We start from the raw sequence: 17288 nt of genomic DNA on the forward strand, positions 1-17288 counted from the left end.
GATAACAGGTTGCATAAGTCCACGCACTTGGCAGCATCACCCTTGGTAACCTTGAGCAGACAAGCGGGGTACTGTAATAGCAGATGGACGCGGTGTATGCTGGATTGATTGAGGACAAAGGAGCGGGGATTGCAGCATGGCGAAGACGGCGGCGCAGGCGTTCGACGGATTTAAAGCGAAGCTCGTTCTTACCGAACAGCAGCAAGAGCTAGTTAAGACTCGACGGGAGTCGACTGCCACCTATCTAGCTACCGCTTTCGATTCCACGTCTGACATGCCGCTCGCAAGAACCAAGCTGATCGGCTCGGCGGCCAGAAGTGTCATCATTCGACCGATCGACGATATTGACGTGATGGCCGTGTTCGAAAACAAAGACAACGTCTTTGAGAAGTACCGGTTCGATTCTCAGACATTCCTTTACCGGATACGTGACGCACTCTCCAAGTACAAGGTCAAAGTTGTTGGGGCGCGCGGCCAGGCCGTAAGGCTGTTCTATCAGTCGCCTCCACATGTGGATATTGCACCAGTGTTCAAGTGGAGCGGAGAAGGTACTGGTTATGGCCTCCCAAACGGCACCGGCGGGTGGCTAACTACGAACCCAGACTTCCACGAAGAGTACATGAACGAAAAGAACGCCGCCCTGGGCTACCACCTGAAGCCATTAGTGCGGATGGTCAAACGCTGGAACAACGTCCACAGTAAGCGACTAAAATCGTGGCACCTCGAAGTCGTGGCCGCGAATACATTTTCGTCACTAGGTGCGAACTCGCGCACCGCCAGCATGAATTTCTTCGACTGGGCGCAGACAAGGCTCTATGTCAACGATCCCGCTGGTCACAGCGGTGACCTGTCCTCATATCTTACGACACAAGGGCGCGCAGATGTTATCGCGAGCCTCGCCGCAGCTCATGGCCGTGCCGTCAAAGCCGTGGATGCAGAAACGGCGGGCAACCACGAGGAGGCAATACGATTGTGGCGGATCATCTATGGCGATGAATTTCCCGCGTATGGCTGACCATCTGCCCCCTCACGGCGCTTGCGGCGCCATGATACCTACCTGATTAGGTGCTATGGAGATCACTCACCGCTGAAAGTTACGTCCGTTCCTGCCATACCGCTCTACTTTCGGCACCCCTGCTTCGTGCAGCCGCTCTCTGACTGTCGTCTCTCCCGCTCCAAATTCCTCTCCGATCTGCGCGTAAGTCCAGCCCTCCCGATAGAGCCGAAGGGCGGCCGGCACGTCGTCCAAGCTCAGCCCCTTGGGGCTTGGGTCGATGCCTCGGGCGCGAAGATGCTTGCTAACCGTCCCGCGGTGGATGCCGAACTGACGTGCCAGCCCGGCCACGCTGGTGCCACCGTGGAACCCTGCCACCAGCTCCCACCTCCGAGGCCTGGAGCTGACGGGCCGTTCGCGGCGCGCGGGCAGGTGGACTGTTCACGGGCCGGGCATGGTCAGACCAGGCGGCAGCCAAATTCAGCAGACGTTGAACTCTGGCGGATAGGCTTGAAAGGGCCTCAATCATCCCGACGGCAAAGGGCTGGGCCTGCGGGTCCGGCCCTTTTTCGTGCCGGCCGATCCGGCCCGGGAGCCGGCACAGCGCTCGGTGACACTTCGCTTGGCGAGTGAGCACATGAGGACGCGACCCGCTCCAGCCCGGACGACCGTGAGCTGGCCGGTTGCCCCGGGGCCCCTCAGCTCGCGGGGAAGTAGTGACCGTTGTCCAGGTCGTCGAGCAGGCCGGGCTGGGCGGGTTCCCAGCCGAGGGTCTCGCGGGTGATCAGGTTGGACGCCGGGTAGCTCTGGGTCACGATGTTCGCGAGGAACCCGAAGTGGCCCGGCACCATCAGGGCGTCGACGGGGATGCTCACGACGGGCAGGGCGAGCCGGCGGCCGAGGGCCTCGGCGATGTCGCGGAACGGGATGGCGCCGTCCGCGACCGCGTGCCAGTAGCTGCCCGCCGGGCCCTTTTCCCACGCCAAGCGGAACACGGCGGCGGCATCGCGGGCGTGCACGGCGTTCCACCGGTTGGCGCCGTCCCCGGGGTAGCCGACGACACCTTTCTCCTTCGCCAGCGCGATCAGCCGCTGGAGGAAGCCGGCTTGATCGGTTGTGCTGTGGGCGATGTTGGCGAGGCGGACGATCGACGATCGCACTCCGCGCTCGGCCAGCCCGATGACGGTGGTCTCCACGATGTTGCGGGCCCGCAGGGTGCCCGCGTGCTCCTCGCCGGCCGGCAGGGCCGGGTCGTGTTCGGTGGCCGGCCGGCCCAGGTTCCCCGGCGAGCCGATGCTGCCCGCCGCGACCAGCGGCTTGCCGGTTCCCTCGAGCGCTTCGCCGTAGGCGAGCATGATCGGGACTTCGGCGGCGGCCACGGCGGCGACTCCGCCGGTGGGGAGCAGGTCTTGCCGGTGCGCGACGTGGATGACGCCGTCGGAGTGCGCGGCGGCCTCCTTGAGCCCGTCGAGGTCCTCGAGGTCGCCGCGGTGCACCTTCGCGCCGAGCGCGGACAGCGCGGTCGCAGCCGTGTCCGAGCGGGCCAGGCCGGTGACCTCGTGCCCGGCGGCGATGAGCTCGGGGATGATGTGGGAACCGGCGTGGCCGGTCCCGCCGGTGACAAAAACTCGCACGATGTGTCCTCAGTCCTTGATGGTGACGCCGAGGCTGATGTTGAACCCGGCGCCGTGGTTGGCCAGGCCCATCAGCAGCGGGCCGACCGCCTCCAGCCAGCGCGCCGCCGCGAGGTCGCCGGCATCCAGCGGGCGCAGACCGAGGCTCTCGATGAAGGCCGACACGCGGGCCTTGGCGTCCGCGTCGTCGCCGGCGATGAGCACGTCCAGCCGGCCGCCCTGGGCCAGCACGTGGCCGAAGACAGTGTTGAACGCCTTCACCACGTGCGTGCTCGCCGGAACGGTCTTGGCGATCTCCTGCGCACCGGAGGTACCGGCCGGTGTGACGACCCCGGTGGCGTCGGCGTTGAAGGTGTTGGAGATGTCGATGACGATCTTGCCCGCCAGCGCGTCGCCGAACTGGGCCAAGACCTGCGCGGCGCCGGCATAGGGCACCGCGGAGACCACGATGTCGCCGGCCGGGGTGGCGCCGAACGCTCCGGCCGTCGCGCCGCCGCCGAGTTCGGCGGCCAGGTCCTTGGCCTTGGCCGCGTCGCGGCCGATGACCTCGACGGTGTGGCCGCCCTCGACCGCACGGGTCGCAATGGCGCGGGCCATGCCCCCGAGGCCGATGATGCTGATGGTGCTCATGGTGTGCTGCTTTCTGGAGTCGGAAGTGTCTGCGGGGCGCCCGACATCCATGGTTGCCGCCGGTCCGAGTTGATGTCCAAGACCTCTTTCGGCCGCGGCGATACCCTGGTGGCATTGCCAGACCTCGGGAGGCCCTTGATGGATCTGGATCTGCGCAAGGTGCGCTATTTCGTCGCGGTCGCCGACACGCTGCACTTCGGCCGCGCCGCCGAACAGCTGCACATCGCGCAGCCGGTGCTGAGCCGGCAGATCCGCGCGCTCGAAAAGGAACTCGGCGCCGCGCTGTTCACCAGGGACAGCCACGGGGTGGTGCTGACCGACGCCGGCACGCAGCTGCTGACCGACGCCGCCCCGCTGCTCGCCTCCGCCGACGCGGCCCGCCGCCGGGTGACCGCGGCCTCACTGGGTGGCCGGCGGCTGATGGTCGGCTTCCGGGCCGGTGTCGCGGTCACCCCGGCGATCCACCGGTTCGCCGTCCGGCACCCGGATGTGCGGGTCGACGTGCAACGCATCGAAGCCGACGAGCAAGCCGCGCTGCTGCTCGACGGCCGCATCGACCTCGGCTACGTGCGGCTGCCCATCGACGAGACCGGCCTGCGCGTCGTTCCGCTCTACACCGAGCCGCGGGTGGCGGTCCTGCCCGCCGGTCATCGGCTGGCCGGCAAGGAAGAAGTCACCGAGGCCGACCTGGCCGGCGAACCGCTGCTTTGGCACGCCGACGCGAGCACGCAGCCCACCCGGCGCCCACACGTCAACGCCGGATACCTGGTTCGCGGCGTGGACGAAACGCTCGAGCACGTCGCCGCCGGCCGGGGCATCTCGTTCCTGGCGCGATCGGCGACGGTCTTCTACACGCATCCGGAAGTCACCTTCGTGCCCGTCCCGGATCTGGCGCCGGACCAGGTCTGCCTCGCCGTGGCGACGGCACATCTCTCACCGGTGGTCGACGACTTCCTCGCCGCGGCTCAGGCGGCGGCCGAGACCACGGCGGAATGCGGCAACTACGAAATGTGGCAGCTCGGGGGCGAGGCCGCCGCCGAGGATCGCTGACCCCTCATCGCTGACCTGGCGCGGGAATGGCGTTGTCGATGAGGACGGCGGCGATGGCGGCGGCGGTCGGGAAGGTTTCGGTGTTGAGGGCCCGGTTGCGGGCCGAAGCGCCGTCGAGCAGCAGCGCCAGTTGTTCGCCCAGCTGTTCGGGGTCGGTGGCGCCGGCTTCGCGCGCTGCTTCGGCGAGCCGGGCGGCGACGGCTTTCTTGTAGTCGTGGGCGCTCTGGCGCACGGGGTGGGCCGGGTCGGGGATTTCGACGGATGCCGCGATGAAGGGGCACAGGGGCGTGATGTCGTCCTGCGCCGCGGCCATCGGGAGGTCGAAGACCGCGAGGAGCCGTTCGCGCGGCGTGAGGTCGGTGCGGTCGAACACTTCCGGCATGACGTCGGGATCGAACCGGCGCAGGTATTCGGCGACGAGTTCGTCTTTGCCGGCGAAGTGCTGGTAGGCCGTGCGCTTCGACACCTGGGCCACCGCGCAGAGCTGGTCCATGCCGGTCTGGTTGATGCCTTGCTCACGGAACAGCTGTTGTGACGCGCTGAGGATGCGCTCGCGCGCGCCCCGGCCGCGGCGCAGGCCTTGGGGGCCCTTCTCCAACTCCGTCATGCCCTCAGTCTAGCCGACTTGGGTACCGACCGGTGTACATAGCTTGCGCCCCGGCCCGCCCTCCGCTACGTTAAGCACACAGAACGGTGTACATAACTATTCAACGGAGTGATCGTGGGAAAGCTCGATGGCAAGGTCGCGGTGATCACGGGCGGCACAAGTGGGCTGGCGCTGGCCGGCGCCCAGCTGTTCGTCGACGAAGGCGCGCATGTCTTCATCTCGGGCCGGCGGCAGGAAGCGGTGGACGAGGCCGTCAAGCTGATCGGCCGGAACGTGACCGGCGTGCAAGGCGACGCGGCCGACCTGGCGGATCTGGACCGCCTGTTCGACACGGTCAAGCGGGAAAAGGGCGCGATCGACGTGTTGTGGGCCAGCGCCGGGACGGGCGAGCAGCGCGCGCTCGGTGAGATCACCGAAGAGCACTTCGACACCACCTTCGGGCTCAACGCGCGCGGCACGCTGTTCACGGTGCAGAAAGCGCTTCCGCTGTTCAACGACGGCGGCTCGATCTTCATGACCGGGTCCAACGCTTCGCTCAAGGGCTATCCCGAGTGGAGCGTCTACGCGGCGAGCAAGGCCGTGCAGCAGGCCTACGCCCGCGGGTGGCTGTCCGAGTTGAAGGACCGGCGGATCCGGGTGAACGTGCTGACTCCAGGCCAGGTCGCCACGCCGAAGCAGGAGGAGCTGTTCGACGAGGAGACGATGCGGCAGTTCGAATCCCAGATCCCGCGGGGAAAGATGGGCAGTCCCGAGGAGATCGCGACGGTCGCACTGTTCCTCGCCTCGGACGACTCGAGCTACGTGAACGGGATGGAGCTGACCGTCGACGGCGGCGTCGCGGCGATCTGAGCGGCGCAGTCACCCTTTTCCGATCGTCGATCAAGACGGGACAATTCATGAGCAGCATCAGCATCATCGGCACCGGGAACATGGCCCGCACCATCGGCGCGCTCGCGGTGGCGGGCGGCAACACCGTCGAGGTCATGGGCCGCGATCAAGCCAAAGCCGCCGGCCTGGCCGAGACTCTCGGCGGCAGCGCCACGACGGGAGAGTGGGGCGCCGTCCCGGCCGGGGACATCGTCGTCGTGGCCCTGCTGGCCGACGGCGTCGTTCCGGTCGTCGCGCACTACGGAGAAGCCCTTGCGGGCAAGGTCATCGTCGAAATCAGCAACCCGTTCAATTCCGCGGCCGACGGCCTCACCCACGGCGAGGGCACCTCGATCGCGCAGGAAGCCGCCAACGCCGCTCCGGCCGGCGCCAGTGTGGTGAAGGCGTTCAACACGATTTTCCGCCACGTCCTGGAAAAGGGCCGGCCTGCGGTCTTCATGGCCGGCGACGATGCACAGGCCAAGGCGGACGTGGCGGCGTTCGTCGAGAGCCTGGGCCTGCGCCCGCTGGACGTCGGCGACCTGAAAATGGCGTACTGGCTTGAAGGAGCGGGCGTGCTGACGATGGGCCTCGCCCGCCACGGCGTGGGGAACTGGGACTTCGCCCTCGACGTCACCGAACTTGCCGGCTGAAAGGGTTTTCACGATGAAGCTCGGTCTCGCCATTCCCATCGTCGGCCCCGCCATCACCAGCGCCGCCGGCCTGAGCGCGTTCTGCCGCGGGCTCGAAGACCTCGGCTACGACACGCTGTGGGTCGGGGATCGTCTGGTCACGCCCGTTGACATGCACAGCACCTATCCGGGCGCAGAACAGCCGTACCCGCCGCAGATGACCCGTTACCTCGATCCGCTGCTGCTGTGGACCGTCGCCGCGACGGCGACCAGCCGCATGCGGCTCAACGCCAGCACGCTCAGCACGTTCTACTACGAGCCGCCGCACCTCGCCCGGCTGCTGACCACCCTCGACGTGCTCAGCGAGGGCCGCCTCGACGTCGGCGTGGGGCTGGGGTGGATGAAGGACGAGTACGACATCACCCGCGGTGCGGACTGGCACCGGCGCGGCAAGATGCTCGACGACCTGCTGGCGTTCCTGCACGCGTGGTGGACGACCACCCCGGTGTCCTGGGACAGCGAGTTCCTCTCCTTGCCGCCGGTGCACGCCGACCTGCGGCCGGTCCAGGCGGGCGGACCGCCGATCTGGATCGGCGGTGCGAGCGAGGCCGCGATGCGCCGCGTCGGGCGCAGCGGCACCGGCTGGCTCGGGTTCGAAGGACTGCCGGACGAGGTCGCCGGCCACTTGTGGTCCGTCGCCCGCCGCGCGGCCGAAGACGCCGGCCGCGATCCCGACGCGCTGAAGACGGCCATGCGGATCAACCTCGAACCGGGCACGTCCGTCGAATCACTGGCCGGCAAGCTCACGCGCTTCGCCGAGGCGGGTGTCGACGAGGCGTTCGTGGATGCCTTCGCGGCGTTCCCCAGCCTCGAGCAGACGCTGGACTTCGCCGGTGAAGTGATCGCGCGCACCGGCAGGCTGTGAGCTGCCGAGGCCGGGCGACGTCGCGGCGGAACCGCACGAATCGCTGCGCCGATCGGGTGGATGCCGGGCACTGCCTCAACCGGCGATTGCCGCCGTGCGTTTCGGCTTCGCAATGTGACCGGGCAATGGTCGCCGTCGCGAAGAAGGGGAGTCATCGTGAAACTGGGCTTTGCCACCAGGAAATCGTTCACCGGCCTGATCGTGTCGTTGCTCGCGGTGCTGGGGGTGTTCGCGGCGCCGGCGGTGAGCCAGGCGAGCACGTCGGCGGCCTATCCGGTTACGTCGTTCCGCATAGAATACGGCGCGACCGTTCTCGCCGGCTCCATCACCTGGTACAACCGCAACATCGACATCGTCGGCTCGCTCAGAGCCCGTTCCTCGGGAAAGCAGGCTCATTTCCGTGCCGGATCCGCTTCCTGCTCGTCTGCAGCAGCCACCGGAACGGTGCCGGCCGACACGACTGGCTCCTTCGACATCGGCATGAACTGCGACTTCCCCGGCGGGTTCACCTGGGTCACCGTGCAACTGTGGGACGGGAGCGGCACCTACCTGGACGGCGTCACCTGCACCAGAAAGGGTTGCTAGTCCGGCGCGTGCGCACCGCAGGCTCCGGGCTTCCGGGCGGGGCACCGCCCGGAAGCCCGGACCGTCACTTGAACGCCCCCGCGAACCGGGACGCCCACTCCGCGAACGGGCGCGGCGGGCGGCCCAGCACCCGCGAGACGTCCGGGCTCACCTGCTGCTCCGCCGGTTTCGGCGACCCGAGGATGTCCAACGTCGAGTCCGCGATCTCCGCCGGCATGAAGCCCAGCAAGACCGCGCGCGCCTCCTCGCGGGTGCGCGGCACGAACCGCACCGGCTCCCCCACCGCCTCGCCGATCGCCGCCGCCTGGTCGCGCGGGGACACCGGTGCCGGACCGGTCAGGACATACGTCTTGCCCGCGTGCGCTGCGGACAGCAGGGCGGCCGCCGCCACCTCGGCGATGTCCTCCGGGTCGATCACCGGCAAGGCGACGTCGCCGAACGGCGCGGCGATCGAGCGGGTCGCGCGCACGCTTTCCGCCCACTGCAACGCGTTCGACGCGAACCCCGCCGGGCGCAGCACCGTCCACTCCAGACCCGAGGAGCGCACCGCCTCCTCGGACACCGCCGGGTGACGGCCCGTTCCCACGCCCTGCGAGGACAGCAGCACCACCCGCTCGACGCCGGCCTCGCGCGCCTGTTCCAGCACCGGCTCCAGCGAGCCAGGGAAGCCCGGCGGCACCATCAAGAACGCCGACGACACGCCGGAAAACGACAGCGTCGCCAAATCTCCTTGCCGTACCACGACTCCCGGCGGCGCTGCCGCGATCCGGCGCGATACCGCCGTCACCTCTTCGCCCGCCTCGGCCAGCTTCCGCACCAGCGGTTCTCCGACGTTTCCCGTCGCTCCCACAACCATGATCATGGGAACGACGCTACATTCCTCGGTATAGTAGGTACCTAGAGGAAAGTATTGGCTGGAGGCGCGAAAGTGACCGAGACCACACCCGAGCTGGCCTGCCCGATCGCGCCGGTGGTGGACATCGTTTTCAGCCGGTGGACGACGCCGATCCTGTGGGCGCTCCACGAGTACGGCCGGCAGCGGTTCGTCGAACTGCAGCGCCGCATCACCACCATCACCGCGAAGGTGCTCACCCAGCGGCTGCGGCAGCTGGAGCGCGACGGCCTCGTCGTGCGCACCTACCACGCCGAGGTGCCGCCGCGGGTCGAGTACGAGATCAGCGAACTCGGCCGCAGCCTCGGCCCGCTGTTCGCGTCGCTCTCCGAATGGTCGGGCAACCTCGAGAAGGTCGAGGCGGCCCGGCGGACCTACGACGAACGCAGCTCGGCCCGGTAGGCCTCGAACAGCGCAGGTGCAGGTCCGCAGGGCCGCGTACGGGCTACGGCGTGACGTCCAGGTAGTCGAGGTTCGCCGGGCCGTCGGCCGTCGTCGCGGTCAGGCGGACCGTGTGCGAGCCCGCCGGCAAGGACAAGGACCGGACCACCGTGCTCCACGTCGTCCAGGCGCCGGTCGCCGGGAACGGGACGCCCGCGGCCACCACCGTGCCGTCCACCGCGACGTCCACCGGACGCGCCGCCGTCGTGCCGTTCGCGTAGCCGAACGCCAGCGCCGATGCCGGTCCCGTCACCTGCCACTCGACGTAGCTGCCGACCGCGTTGGCTCCGTTCGCGAAGCCGGTCCCGGAGAAGCCCGCGTGGTTGGCGTCGATCGTGCCGCCCGCCGAAATGGACGCGGACTCGGCTTCGTAGCGCGTCGAACCGCCGGCGCGGGATACGCGGTACAGCACCGTCGAGTGCGAGGGCACCGATGCGCTGATCGTGCCGGTGGTCGTCCGGGTCGCCTTGCTCCACAGGTCCTTGAGCGTGTACGACGAGGCGCTCCCGATCCCGGTGGCGGACGCCGTCGTGCCGATCGTCGCCGTCGCGGCCGTTTCGTTGGACAGCGCCACCGCGCGGTCGCCGTTGGACAGCACCTTGCCGTAGACGACGAGGCCGGCGTTGGCGCTCAGCACGGTCGCCTGCTTGCCCAGCGGGTCCTGGTCGAGCGCGATGACGTCGGTGTTCTTCAGGATCGCGAAGTTGTCGTCCGACACCTTGCGCAGATCGCTGCCGATCAGCAGCGGCGCCGCCATCATCGCCCACAGGCTGAAGTGCGTGCGGTACTCCGCCGCGGTCATCCCGCCGTTGCCGACCTCCAGCATGTCGGGGTCGTTCCAGTGGCCGGGGCCGGCGTACTGCGCGAGGCCGCGGTTGGTCTGCGCCTTGCCGATCATGCTCGACCACTTGTCGGAGATGTCGCCGGTGGTGCGCCACAGGTTCCCGACCGGCGCGGCCCACGTCCACGGCTGGTTCTGGCCCCACTCGCAGATGGAGTACGCGATTGCGCGGCCGGACTTCGCGAGCGCGTCCCGCATCGCCTTGTACCGCTGCTGCGCGTCGACGCCCTGGTTGTTGCAGTTGTCGTACTTCAGGTAGTCGACGCCCCAGGAGGCGAACAGGTTCGCGTCCTGCTGCTCGTGGTTCAGCGCGCCGGGGAAGCCCGCCTTGTTGCAGGTCTTCGTGCCGGCACTGGTGTAGATGCCGAACTTCAGGCCCTTGCCGTGCACGTAGTCGGCGAGGGCCTTGATGCCGTCGGGGAACCGCGCCGGATCGGGCACCAGGTTGCCCGCCGAGTTGCGGGACGGCAGCGCCCAGCAGTCGTCGATGTTGACGTAGGTGTAACCGGCGTCCTTCAGCCCCTTGCTGACGAAGATGTCCGCAATGCCTTTGATCATCGTTTCGTTGAAGTCGGCTTTGCACTGCGTGGAGTTCCAGTTGTTGAAGCCCATCGGCGGTGTGCGCAGCAGGCCGTTTTCGAGGGCCGCCGCCGTGGGCGCACCCAGGACGAGACCGCTGGCCGCGATCGCGAGCGCGGTGGCCGCGCTCGCGATTCGACGAGGTGAGGACATGCGAACTCCCGGTGGTGGAGACATCAGAGGTCTACACCAGTTAGTAAAGAGTCCTGCCTAACCGGGAGTCAAGAGATCATGTATCAGATATGAAATTGGGTTTCCGCTGGCCGGGATGCTATTCCGTCACCTGGCGCGCGGTCGCCATCGCGCGCTCGGTTTCCCAGAACGCCCGCACCGACCGGATCAGCCCGTCCTCGCCGACGCGGTAGACGAACACCCCGTCGGTGTCGACGCGGTAGCCGCCCGGCAGGAACGTCGTGATGGTGCCGACGTTGGCCACCTCGTCACCGCCCGCGTGGGAGTCGCGGATGGTGAACTCGAAGCGCTCGACGTTGGCGATCGTCTTGTCCCAGAACGCGCCGATCCCCTCACGGCCGTGGTGACCTTTGCCCGTCTCGTCGAAGAACGACGGGCCGACCGGGTCCTCGACCACCGCGTCCGGGGCGAACAGGGCCAGCCAGCCCTCCTTGTCCCCCGCCGTCACCGCGGTCATCGACGCGAACGCCGCGCGCCGCGCGGGCGGCTGCTCCGCCGACGTGTCCCAGCTGACCTGCACGCCCACCACACTCACTCCTCGAACTTCGCGATGATCTCGGTCCCGAACTTGCGGATCGCTTCGAGCTTCGGCTCGACCGGCGCGTCGAACCCGACGCCGTCGAAGACCCACGGCATGGTGATGACGTCGGTGACGCCCGCTTCGGCCTGTGCGCGGTAGCCGTCCAGGCCGAAGGCGTCGATGCAGACCGCCTGGTACTCGAACGGGACATCGGCGCGGCCCTGTTCGGCGAGCAGCTCCTTGAGCCGGGCGATGGTGTCGCGCAGTTCGTCGAGCTTCATCATCGCCGACGACCAGCCGTCGGCGACCCGCGCGGCGCGCTTCAGCGCGATCTCGGTGTGGCCGCCGATGTAGAACGGCACCCGGCTCGGCGGCGCGGGGCTCATCTGGATCTTGTCGAAGTCGTAGAACTCGCCGTGGTACTCGACCATGCCGCCGTCGAGGATCAGCCGCAGCACGTCGATGGCCTCGTCGACGCGCTTGCCGCGCCGCTCGAACGGCACGCCGCAGTACTCGAACTCCTGGGGCAGCCAGCCGACGCCGAGCCCGAGCCCGAACCGGCCGCCGGTGAGCACCGCCGCCGAGCCGACCTGGCGGGCCAGCAGCACCGGGTTGCGCGAGCCGAGCTTGAGCACCGACGTGTAGAAGTGGATCCGGCTGGTCACCGCGCCCATCGACGCGGTCGCGACGAGCGGGTCCACCCACGGGGTCTCCGCGGTCCAGAACCGGCTGCCGTCGGGGGTGTACGGGTAGTCCGTGTCCACCGTTTCGGCGTAGAAGAGCGAGTCGGGCAGGGCAATGGAGGCGAAGCCGGCCTCTTCGGCGGCCCGGGCGAGCTCGCCCAGCTGATCGAGGGGGTTCATCGCGATCGACAGGGTGAACTTCATGGCCGAACTATAACGTGTTCTAGTTTCTTCGGCCAGGTCTGCCGTGGGCCCGGTCACGCTCCGGGAACCCACCGCGTAGCGTCCGCGTTGTCCGAATCAAAGGTGACCACCGGTCACCGAGCCCCGAACTTCTGGGAGTGGTGGTCCATGGGCACCGCGATCTTCTTGATCGTAGTCGTCGTCTTGATCGTCGGTGGCGGCCTCTATTTCTCGCGGCAGCGCGCCGCGGCCCGGCAGCGGGAGCTCGACGACGCCAAGGCCGACGCCCGGCGCCTGCTCGAACGGCTCGGCGGCCAGGTCCTCAACATCAACGGCACCGACACCGCGTCGCAGCAGGCGATGGCCGACGCGGCCGAGCGCTACAACGCGGCCGGCTCGCAGATGGAGCAGGCCCGCACGATCGAACAGGCCCGGCTGGTCAAGGAGACCGCCATCGAGGGGCTCTACTACGTCCGCGCCGCGCGCGTCGCGATGGGCATGGACCCCGGCCCGCAGCTGCCGGAGGAGGCCGAGCGCGAGCGCGCCGGCAAGGTCACCGAACGCCGCGAGGTCGACGTCGAGGGCCAGCACTACGCCGCCTCCCCCGAGGCAGGCCAGGACACGCCGTACTACTACCCCGGCGGCCGCGTCGCGGGCCGTCCGGTGCCGCAGGGCTGGTACAGCGAGCCGTGGTGGAAGCCCGCGCTCGTCGCCGGCGCCTGGGGCCTCGGGTCGATGTTCCTGTTCAGCGCGATGTTCTCCGGCATGGGCGGCATCGCGAGCGCCTCGGCGTGGGAGTCCGGCTACGACGCGGGCCAGCAGGACGCGCTCGATTCCGGCGACATGGGCGGCGACGGCGACGGCGGCGGTGACTTCGGTGGCGACGGCGGCGGCGGCGACTTCGGCGGTGGTGACGGCGGCGGCGACTGGGGCGGCGGCTTCGACGGAGGCGGGTTCGACGGCGGAGGTTTCGACGGCGGCGGCTTCGACTTCTGAGCCACGGCGGGGGCAGTTTCCGGGAAACTGCCCCCGTTTCGCGTCAGCGGTGCGGATCCGCCGCCCGCAGCGCCGGTTTGACGTGGGCCAGCGCCTCGCGCAGGTGATCGACCAGTGAGCCCCGCGGCACGACGAGCAGTCCTTCGCCGGCGGGCTCGATCCACCGCTTGACCCCGACCCGCGCGGCCGCCGAGACCATCGCCGCGAGCACGGCATTCGTCAGGTCGTCCCGACCGGTGCGGTCCGCGATGGCCGCGGCCAACGGGTCCTCGATCCCCTCGACCGTATCGACGAACTCGGCCCGCAGGTTCGGCGTGGCCCGCAGCAGCGTCAGCGCGTCCCCCGACGGCTCGGCCCCGTATTGCCCGGCCACCGCTTCGACGACGGCGTCGGCCAGCGGCTCGTCGTCCGGCCGCGCCCGAAGCGCCACGCCGATCCGGAGAGCGCGTTCCGCCGCGATCGCGGCCACGATCGCCTGCTCCCGGCTGGAGAAGTAGTTGTTGTAGGTCCGCGGCGACACGCCGGCGGCCTCGGCTATCTCGTCCACCCGCAGGTTCTCCGGACCGCGTTCCAGCGCCAGCCGCAACGCCGCCGCGCTGAGCGCCTCGCGCGTCGCCGCCTTCTTGCGCTCGCGCAACCCACCGTCCTCGCTCATGTCCGCCACCCTACCGCATTCTTGCGTGTACGCAATTTTGCGTGCACGCACTTTTCTGTATGCTGCGTCCGGAGAGATCCGGAAGGGGACAACCATGGCGAAGATGATCGCCTTCGACGAACAGGCACGACGGGGGCTCGAACGGGGCATGAACACCCTGGCCGACGCCGTGAAGGTGACGTTGGGCCCGCGGGGCCGCAAAGTCGTGCTGGACAAGAAGTGGGGCGCGCCGACGATCACCAACGACGGCGTCTCGATCGCCAAGGAGATCGAGCTCGAGGACCCGTGGGAGAAGATCGGCGCGGAACTGGTGAAGGAGGTCGCCAAGAAGACCGACGACGTCGCCGGGGACGGCACCACCACCGCCACCGTGCTCGCCCAGGCCCTCGTCCGCGAAGGCCTGCGCAACGTCGCGGCCGGCGCGAACCCTCTGGCGCTCAAGCGCGGCATCGAAAAGGCGGTGGACGCCGTCGCGCAGCACCTGCTGAAGAGCGCCCAAGAGGTCGAAACCCGGGAGCAGATCGCGGCCACGGCGTCGATCTCGGCGGCCGACCCGACCATCGGCGAACTCATCGCCGAGGCGATGGACAAGGTCGGCAAGGAAGGCGTGATCACGGTCGAGGAGTCGAACACCTTCGGCCTCGCGCTGGAGCTGACCGAGGGCCTGCGGTTCGACCGGGGTTACCTGGCCCCGCACTTCGCCACCGACACCGAACGGATGGAGACCGTGCTCGACGAGCCGTACCTGCTGTTCGTGGCGGGGAAGATCGGCTCGGTCAAGGAACTGCTGCCGATCCTGGACGAGGTCATGCACCAGAGCAGGCCGTTGGTGATCGTCGCCGAGGACGTCGAGGGCGAGGCGCTGGCGACGCTGATCCTCAACAAGCTCAAGGGCACGTTCTCCTCGGTCGCGGTCAAGGCACCCGGGTTCGGCGACCGCCGCGAGGCGATGCTGGCCGACATGGCCGTGCTCACCGGCGGCGAGGTCGTCTCCGAAAAGGTCGGCCTGAAGCTGGAAGCCGCGGGGCTGCCGGTGCTCGGCCGGGCGCGCCGGGTGGTCGTGACCAAGGACGACACCACGATCGTCGACGGCGGCGGCGAGCGGGCGCGGATCGCCGGGCGGGCCGCGCAGATCCGGGCCGAGATCGACCGCAGCGAGTCGGACTACGACCGGGAGAAGCTGCAGGAACGGCTGGCCAGGCTGTCCGGCGGGGTCGCGGTGATCAAGGCGGGCGCGGCCACCGAGGTCGAGCTCAAGGAGCGCAAGCACCGCATCGAGGACGCCGTCCGGAACGCGAAGGCGGCCGTCGAGGAGGGCATCGTCGCCGGCGGCGGTGTCGCGCTCGCCCAGGCCGGCAGCGTGTTCGCCGGGCTGGGCCTCACCGGCGACGAAGCCACCGGCGCGAACATCGTCAAGGTGGCGCTGGAGGCCCCGCTCAAGCAGATCGCCGTCAACGCCGGGCTGGAGGGCGGCGTCGTCGCGGAGAAGGTCCGCGGCCTGCCTGCCGGGCACGGGCTCGACGCGGCGAGCGGCGGCTACGTCGACCTGATCGCCGCGGGGATCCTCGACCCGGCGAAGGTCACGCGTTCGGCACTGCAGAACGCGGCGTCCATCGCGGCGCTGTTCCTCACCACCGAGGCGGTCGTCACCGACAAGCCCGACAGCGGCCCGGCGCCGTCGCCGGAGGACTTCTGAGGCGCGCGGGTCACGGCTGGCACTTCGGACACCAGTAGAGGTTGCGGCCCACCAGTTCCGAGTGCGCCACCGGTGTGCCGCACACCAAGCACGGATCGCCGGCACGGCGGTAGACGTAGACCTCGCCGCCGTGGCGGTCCACCCGGGCCGCGCGGCCCATCGCCTCCGGCAGGTGCTCCGGGCGGACCGTGTCGATGCGGCCGACGCGGACGCCGTCGCGCATCAGGATCACCAGGTCGGCCCACAAGTCGTCCCACAACGGGCGGTCCAGCGCGCGTCCCGGGGTCAGCGGCGCGACGCCGTGGCGGAACAGCACCTCGGCGCGGTAGACGTTGCCGACGCCGGCGAGGACCGCCTGATCCATCAGCAGCGCCGCGATCGAGGTCTTGGACCGCGAAACGCGGGCCCAGGCCAGCTCCGGTTTCGCGTCGCGGCGCAGCGGGTCGGGACCGAGCCGGGCCTTAATGGCGTCGGCCTGGCCCGGATCCAGCAGCTCGCACCGGGTCGGCCCGCGCAGGTCCGTCCAATGTGTCCGGCCGGCCAGCCGCAGCCGGACCTGGCCCACCGGCTCGGGCGCGGGCAGCGGCGATTCGCCGAAGGTGCCGTAGAGCCCCAGGTGGATGTGCACGATGCCGTGCGAGCCGTAGTCGTGGAACAGGTGCTTGCCGTACGCCTCGGCGCCGGCGAACACCTGACCGTCCAAACGGGACGCTTCGGCGGCGAACCGGCCCTGCGGGCTGCTCACCGCGACCGGTGCGCCGGCGAACCGGCGCTTGTGCAGCCGGGCGAGCCGGTGGAGCGTGTGCCCCTCGGGCATCAGGCCTCCGGCAACGCCGGCGGGGTCCCGGTGCGCTCGTAGTCGAGCAGCTGCTGCACGCGGCGGGCGTGCCGCTCCTCCGGCGAGACCTCCGTCGCCAGGAACGCCTCGACGATCTCGACGGCCTCTTCGGCGGTGTGCATCCGGGCGCCGACGCCGATCAGCTGGGCGTGGTTGTGCTCCCGGCACAGCTTCGCGGTCTCGACGCTCCAGGCCAGGCCGGCGCGGGCGCCGGGGACCTTGTTGGCCGCGATCTGCTCGCCGTTGCCCGAGCCGCCGACGACGATGCCGCGGCTGCCCTCGTCGGCCACCACGCGCAGCGCCGTCTCGACGCAGTACGCCGGGTAGTCGTCGTCCGCGTCGTAGACGCGCGGACCGATGTCCGTGACTTCGTGGCCCTGTTTCTCCAGGTGAGCCACCAGGTGGTTCTTCAGCTCGAAACCGGCATGGTCGGATCCCAAGTAGACACGCACGGTCAGGAGTCTGCCACCCGGGCCGATCTCGGGCATGCTCCGGGGGTGGGCATCTGGGAGCAGACCGGCAGCGACGTGCGGCTCGACTGGGGCACCGAGGGCGTCGCGGCGCTGGGCCGGGAATGCGCGGTGCTGGTCGTCGTCGAGCGTCCTGCGGCGCCTTCTGTGACGGAAATCCCTCCGAGAACGCTGCTCGCGCTGACCTCACCGCACGGCGCGACCGTGTGCGACGCCGCCGCGCGCGTGCTCGCCGGTACCAGCGCAACGCCTCCGCGGCGCCGCGAGACGCGCTAGCTGGGCAGCCCTATCGGCCTGATCGCGGCCGGGGCGGGGAACAATTTCGTCTCCAGCGAAACGTCCGGGCCGCTGCGGCACTGCGTCGAGGACCAGATGCCC

20 protein-coding genes are annotated in these 17288 nt (G+C 69.3%); 10 read left to right on the top strand and 10 right to left on the bottom strand.

The window, feature by feature from the left end:
* The first annotated feature begins 136 nt into the window (after positions 1–136).
* The gene (locus tag ISP_RS34885) at positions 137–1015 is read left to right on the top strand and encodes a nucleotidyltransferase (protein ID WP_141748486.1); all 879 of its coding nucleotides are present in this window, start codon (positions 137–139) and stop codon (positions 1013–1015) included.
* 677 nt (positions 1016–1692) lie between these two features.
* Here the strand turns inward: ISP_RS34885 and ISP_RS34890 are convergent.
* Together ISP_RS34890 and ISP_RS34895 are read right to left on the bottom strand one after the other, a co-directional pair.
* Entirely contained in the window at positions 1693–2628 is a 936-nt protein-coding gene (locus ISP_RS34890) for an SDR family oxidoreductase (RefSeq protein WP_013228564.1), read from the bottom strand.
* 9 nt (positions 2629–2637) lie between these two features.
* Positions 2638–3258, bottom strand: coding sequence for an NADPH-dependent F420 reductase (locus ISP_RS34895; protein ID WP_013228565.1), 621 nt, complete (start codon positions 3256–3258; stop codon positions 2638–2640).
* A gap of 138 nt (positions 3259–3396) precedes the next feature.
* Here ISP_RS34895 and ISP_RS34900 point away from each other — a divergent pair, with 138 nt between their 5' ends.
* Positions 3397–4308, top strand: a complete 912-nt coding sequence (locus ISP_RS34900) for a LysR family transcriptional regulator (RefSeq protein WP_013228566.1) — start codon at positions 3397–3399, stop codon at positions 4306–4308.
* Positions 4309–4312: 4 nt separating this feature from the next.
* Here ISP_RS34900 and ISP_RS34905 read toward each other — a convergent pair whose 3' ends face one another.
* Positions 4313–4915, bottom strand: coding sequence for a TetR/AcrR family transcriptional regulator (locus tag ISP_RS34905; protein ID WP_013228567.1), 603 nt, complete (start codon positions 4913–4915; stop codon positions 4313–4315).
* Positions 4916–5029: 114 nt separating this feature from the next.
* Here ISP_RS34905 and ISP_RS34910 point away from each other — a divergent pair, with 114 nt between their 5' ends.
* From ISP_RS34910 to ISP_RS34925, 4 genes are all read left to right on the top strand, one after another.
* On the top strand, positions 5030–5764 hold the full coding sequence (locus tag ISP_RS34910) for an SDR family NAD(P)-dependent oxidoreductase (protein ID WP_014467524.1): 735 nt from the start codon (positions 5030–5032) through the stop codon (positions 5762–5764).
* A 47-nt stretch (positions 5765–5811) separates the two neighbouring features.
* On the top strand, positions 5812–6435 hold the full coding sequence (locus ISP_RS34915; protein WP_013228569.1) for an NADPH-dependent F420 reductase: 624 nt from the start codon (positions 5812–5814) through the stop codon (positions 6433–6435).
* 13 nt (positions 6436–6448) lie between these two features.
* Entirely contained in the window at positions 6449–7339 is an 891-nt protein-coding gene (locus ISP_RS34920; protein ID WP_013228570.1) for a TIGR03619 family F420-dependent LLM class oxidoreductase, read from the top strand.
* Between the two features lie 156 nt (positions 7340–7495).
* Entirely contained in the window at positions 7496–7924 is a 429-nt protein-coding gene (locus tag ISP_RS34925) for a hypothetical protein (RefSeq protein WP_013228571.1), read from the top strand.
* Positions 7925–7988: 64 nt separating this feature from the next.
* On the opposite strand, the gene ISP_RS34930 is transcribed toward ISP_RS34925, so the two are convergent.
* Complete coding sequence (locus ISP_RS34930; protein WP_013228572.1) at positions 7989–8786, bottom strand: NAD(P)H-binding protein; 798 nt, start codon at positions 8784–8786, stop codon at positions 7989–7991.
* 66 nt (positions 8787–8852) lie between these two features.
* Between ISP_RS34930 and ISP_RS34935 the strand changes: the two genes are divergently transcribed.
* The gene (locus ISP_RS34935) at positions 8853–9218 is read left to right on the top strand and encodes a winged helix-turn-helix transcriptional regulator (RefSeq protein ID WP_013228573.1); all 366 of its coding nucleotides are present in this window, start codon (positions 8853–8855) and stop codon (positions 9216–9218) included.
* 43 nt (positions 9219–9261) lie between these two features.
* Here the strand turns inward: ISP_RS34935 and ISP_RS34940 are convergent, their stop codons facing one another.
* From ISP_RS34940 to ISP_RS34950, 3 genes are all read right to left on the bottom strand, one after another.
* Positions 9262–10830, bottom strand: a complete 1569-nt coding sequence (locus tag ISP_RS34940; protein WP_013228574.1) for a carbohydrate-binding protein — start codon at positions 10828–10830, stop codon at positions 9262–9264.
* Positions 10831–10948: 118 nt separating this feature from the next.
* Positions 10949–11395 carry a nuclear transport factor 2 family protein gene (locus ISP_RS34945; protein WP_014467525.1) on the bottom strand — a complete coding sequence of 149 codons (447 nt, stop codon included), beginning with the start codon at positions 11393–11395 and terminating at the stop codon, positions 10949–10951.
* Between the two features lie 5 nt (positions 11396–11400).
* Positions 11401–12276: a TIGR03619 family F420-dependent LLM class oxidoreductase gene (locus tag ISP_RS34950; RefSeq protein ID WP_013228576.1), complete on the bottom strand. Its 876-nt coding sequence runs from the start codon at positions 12274–12276 to the stop codon at positions 11401–11403.
* Between the two features lie 147 nt (positions 12277–12423).
* Between ISP_RS34950 and ISP_RS34955 the strand changes: the two genes are divergently transcribed.
* Entirely contained in the window at positions 12424–13251 is an 828-nt protein-coding gene (locus ISP_RS34955) for a hypothetical protein (protein ID WP_013228577.1), read from the top strand.
* Positions 13252–13294: 43 nt separating this feature from the next.
* On the opposite strand, the gene ISP_RS34960 is transcribed toward ISP_RS34955, so the two are convergent.
* Positions 13295–13915, bottom strand: a complete 621-nt coding sequence (locus ISP_RS34960; RefSeq protein WP_013228578.1) for a TetR/AcrR family transcriptional regulator — start codon at positions 13913–13915, stop codon at positions 13295–13297.
* An 85-nt stretch (positions 13916–14000) separates the two neighbouring features.
* Between ISP_RS34960 and groL the strand changes: the two genes are divergently transcribed.
* Complete coding sequence (groL, locus tag ISP_RS34965; RefSeq protein WP_013228579.1) at positions 14001–15602, top strand: chaperonin GroEL; 1602 nt, start codon at positions 14001–14003, stop codon at positions 15600–15602.
* Positions 15603–15612: 10 nt separating this feature from the next.
* Here groL and ISP_RS34970 read toward each other — a convergent pair whose 3' ends face one another.
* Positions 15613–16419 carry an Fpg/Nei family DNA glycosylase gene (locus ISP_RS34970; protein WP_013228580.1) on the bottom strand — a complete coding sequence of 269 codons (807 nt, stop codon included), beginning with the start codon at positions 16417–16419 and terminating at the stop codon, positions 15613–15615.
* Positions 16419–16892, bottom strand: coding sequence for a ribose-5-phosphate isomerase (locus tag ISP_RS34975; protein WP_014467526.1), 474 nt, complete (start codon positions 16890–16892; stop codon positions 16419–16421). The genes ISP_RS34970 and ISP_RS34975 overlap by 1 nt, the downstream gene beginning before the upstream one ends.
* Positions 16893–16937: 45 nt before the next feature.
* Here ISP_RS34975 and ISP_RS34980 point away from each other — a divergent pair, with 45 nt between their 5' ends.
* The gene (locus ISP_RS34980) at positions 16938–17186 is read left to right on the top strand and encodes a hypothetical protein (protein ID WP_013228582.1); all 249 of its coding nucleotides are present in this window, start codon (positions 16938–16940) and stop codon (positions 17184–17186) included.
* Positions 17187–17288 lie beyond the last annotated feature (102 nt).

This window comes from Amycolatopsis mediterranei (assembly GCF_026017845.1).
GTDB lineage: Bacteria > Actinomycetota > Actinomycetes > Mycobacteriales > Pseudonocardiaceae > Amycolatopsis > Amycolatopsis mediterranei.

Bases quoted from the DNA above. Each gene is read 5' to 3' on its own strand.
- groL (WP_013228579.1), top strand. From the start codon at position 14,001: ATGGCGAAGATGATCGCCTTCGACGAACAGGCACGACGGGGGCTCGAA.
- ISP_RS34895 (WP_013228565.1), bottom strand. From the start codon at position 3,258: ATGAGCACCATCAGCATCATCGGCCTCGGGGGCATGGCCCGCGCCATT.
- ISP_RS34905 (WP_013228567.1), bottom strand. From the start codon at position 4,915: ATGACGGAGTTGGAGAAGGGCCCCCAAGGCCTGCGCCGCGGCCGGGGC.
- ISP_RS34955 (WP_013228577.1), top strand. From the start codon at position 12,424: ATGGGCACCGCGATCTTCTTGATCGTAGTCGTCGTCTTGATCGTCGGT.
- ISP_RS34885 (WP_141748486.1), top strand. From the start codon at position 137: ATGGCGAAGACGGCGGCGCAGGCGTTCGACGGATTTAAAGCGAAGCTC.
- ISP_RS34900 (WP_013228566.1), top strand. From the start codon at position 3,397: ATGGATCTGGATCTGCGCAAGGTGCGCTATTTCGTCGCGGTCGCCGAC.
- ISP_RS34930 (WP_013228572.1), bottom strand. From the start codon at position 8,786: ATGATCATGGTTGTGGGAGCGACGGGAAACGTCGGAGAACCGCTGGTG.
- ISP_RS34950 (WP_013228576.1), bottom strand. From the start codon at position 12,276: ATGAAGTTCACCCTGTCGATCGCGATGAACCCCCTCGATCAGCTGGGC.
- ISP_RS34970 (WP_013228580.1), bottom strand. From the start codon at position 16,419: ATGCCCGAGGGGCACACGCTCCACCGGCTCGCCCGGCTGCACAAGCGC.
- ISP_RS34940 (WP_013228574.1), bottom strand. From the start codon at position 10,830: ATGTCCTCACCTCGTCGAATCGCGAGCGCGGCCACCGCGCTCGCGATC.
- ISP_RS34920 (WP_013228570.1), top strand. From the start codon at position 6,449: ATGAAGCTCGGTCTCGCCATTCCCATCGTCGGCCCCGCCATCACCAGC.
- ISP_RS34915 (WP_013228569.1), top strand. From the start codon at position 5,812: ATGAGCAGCATCAGCATCATCGGCACCGGGAACATGGCCCGCACCATC.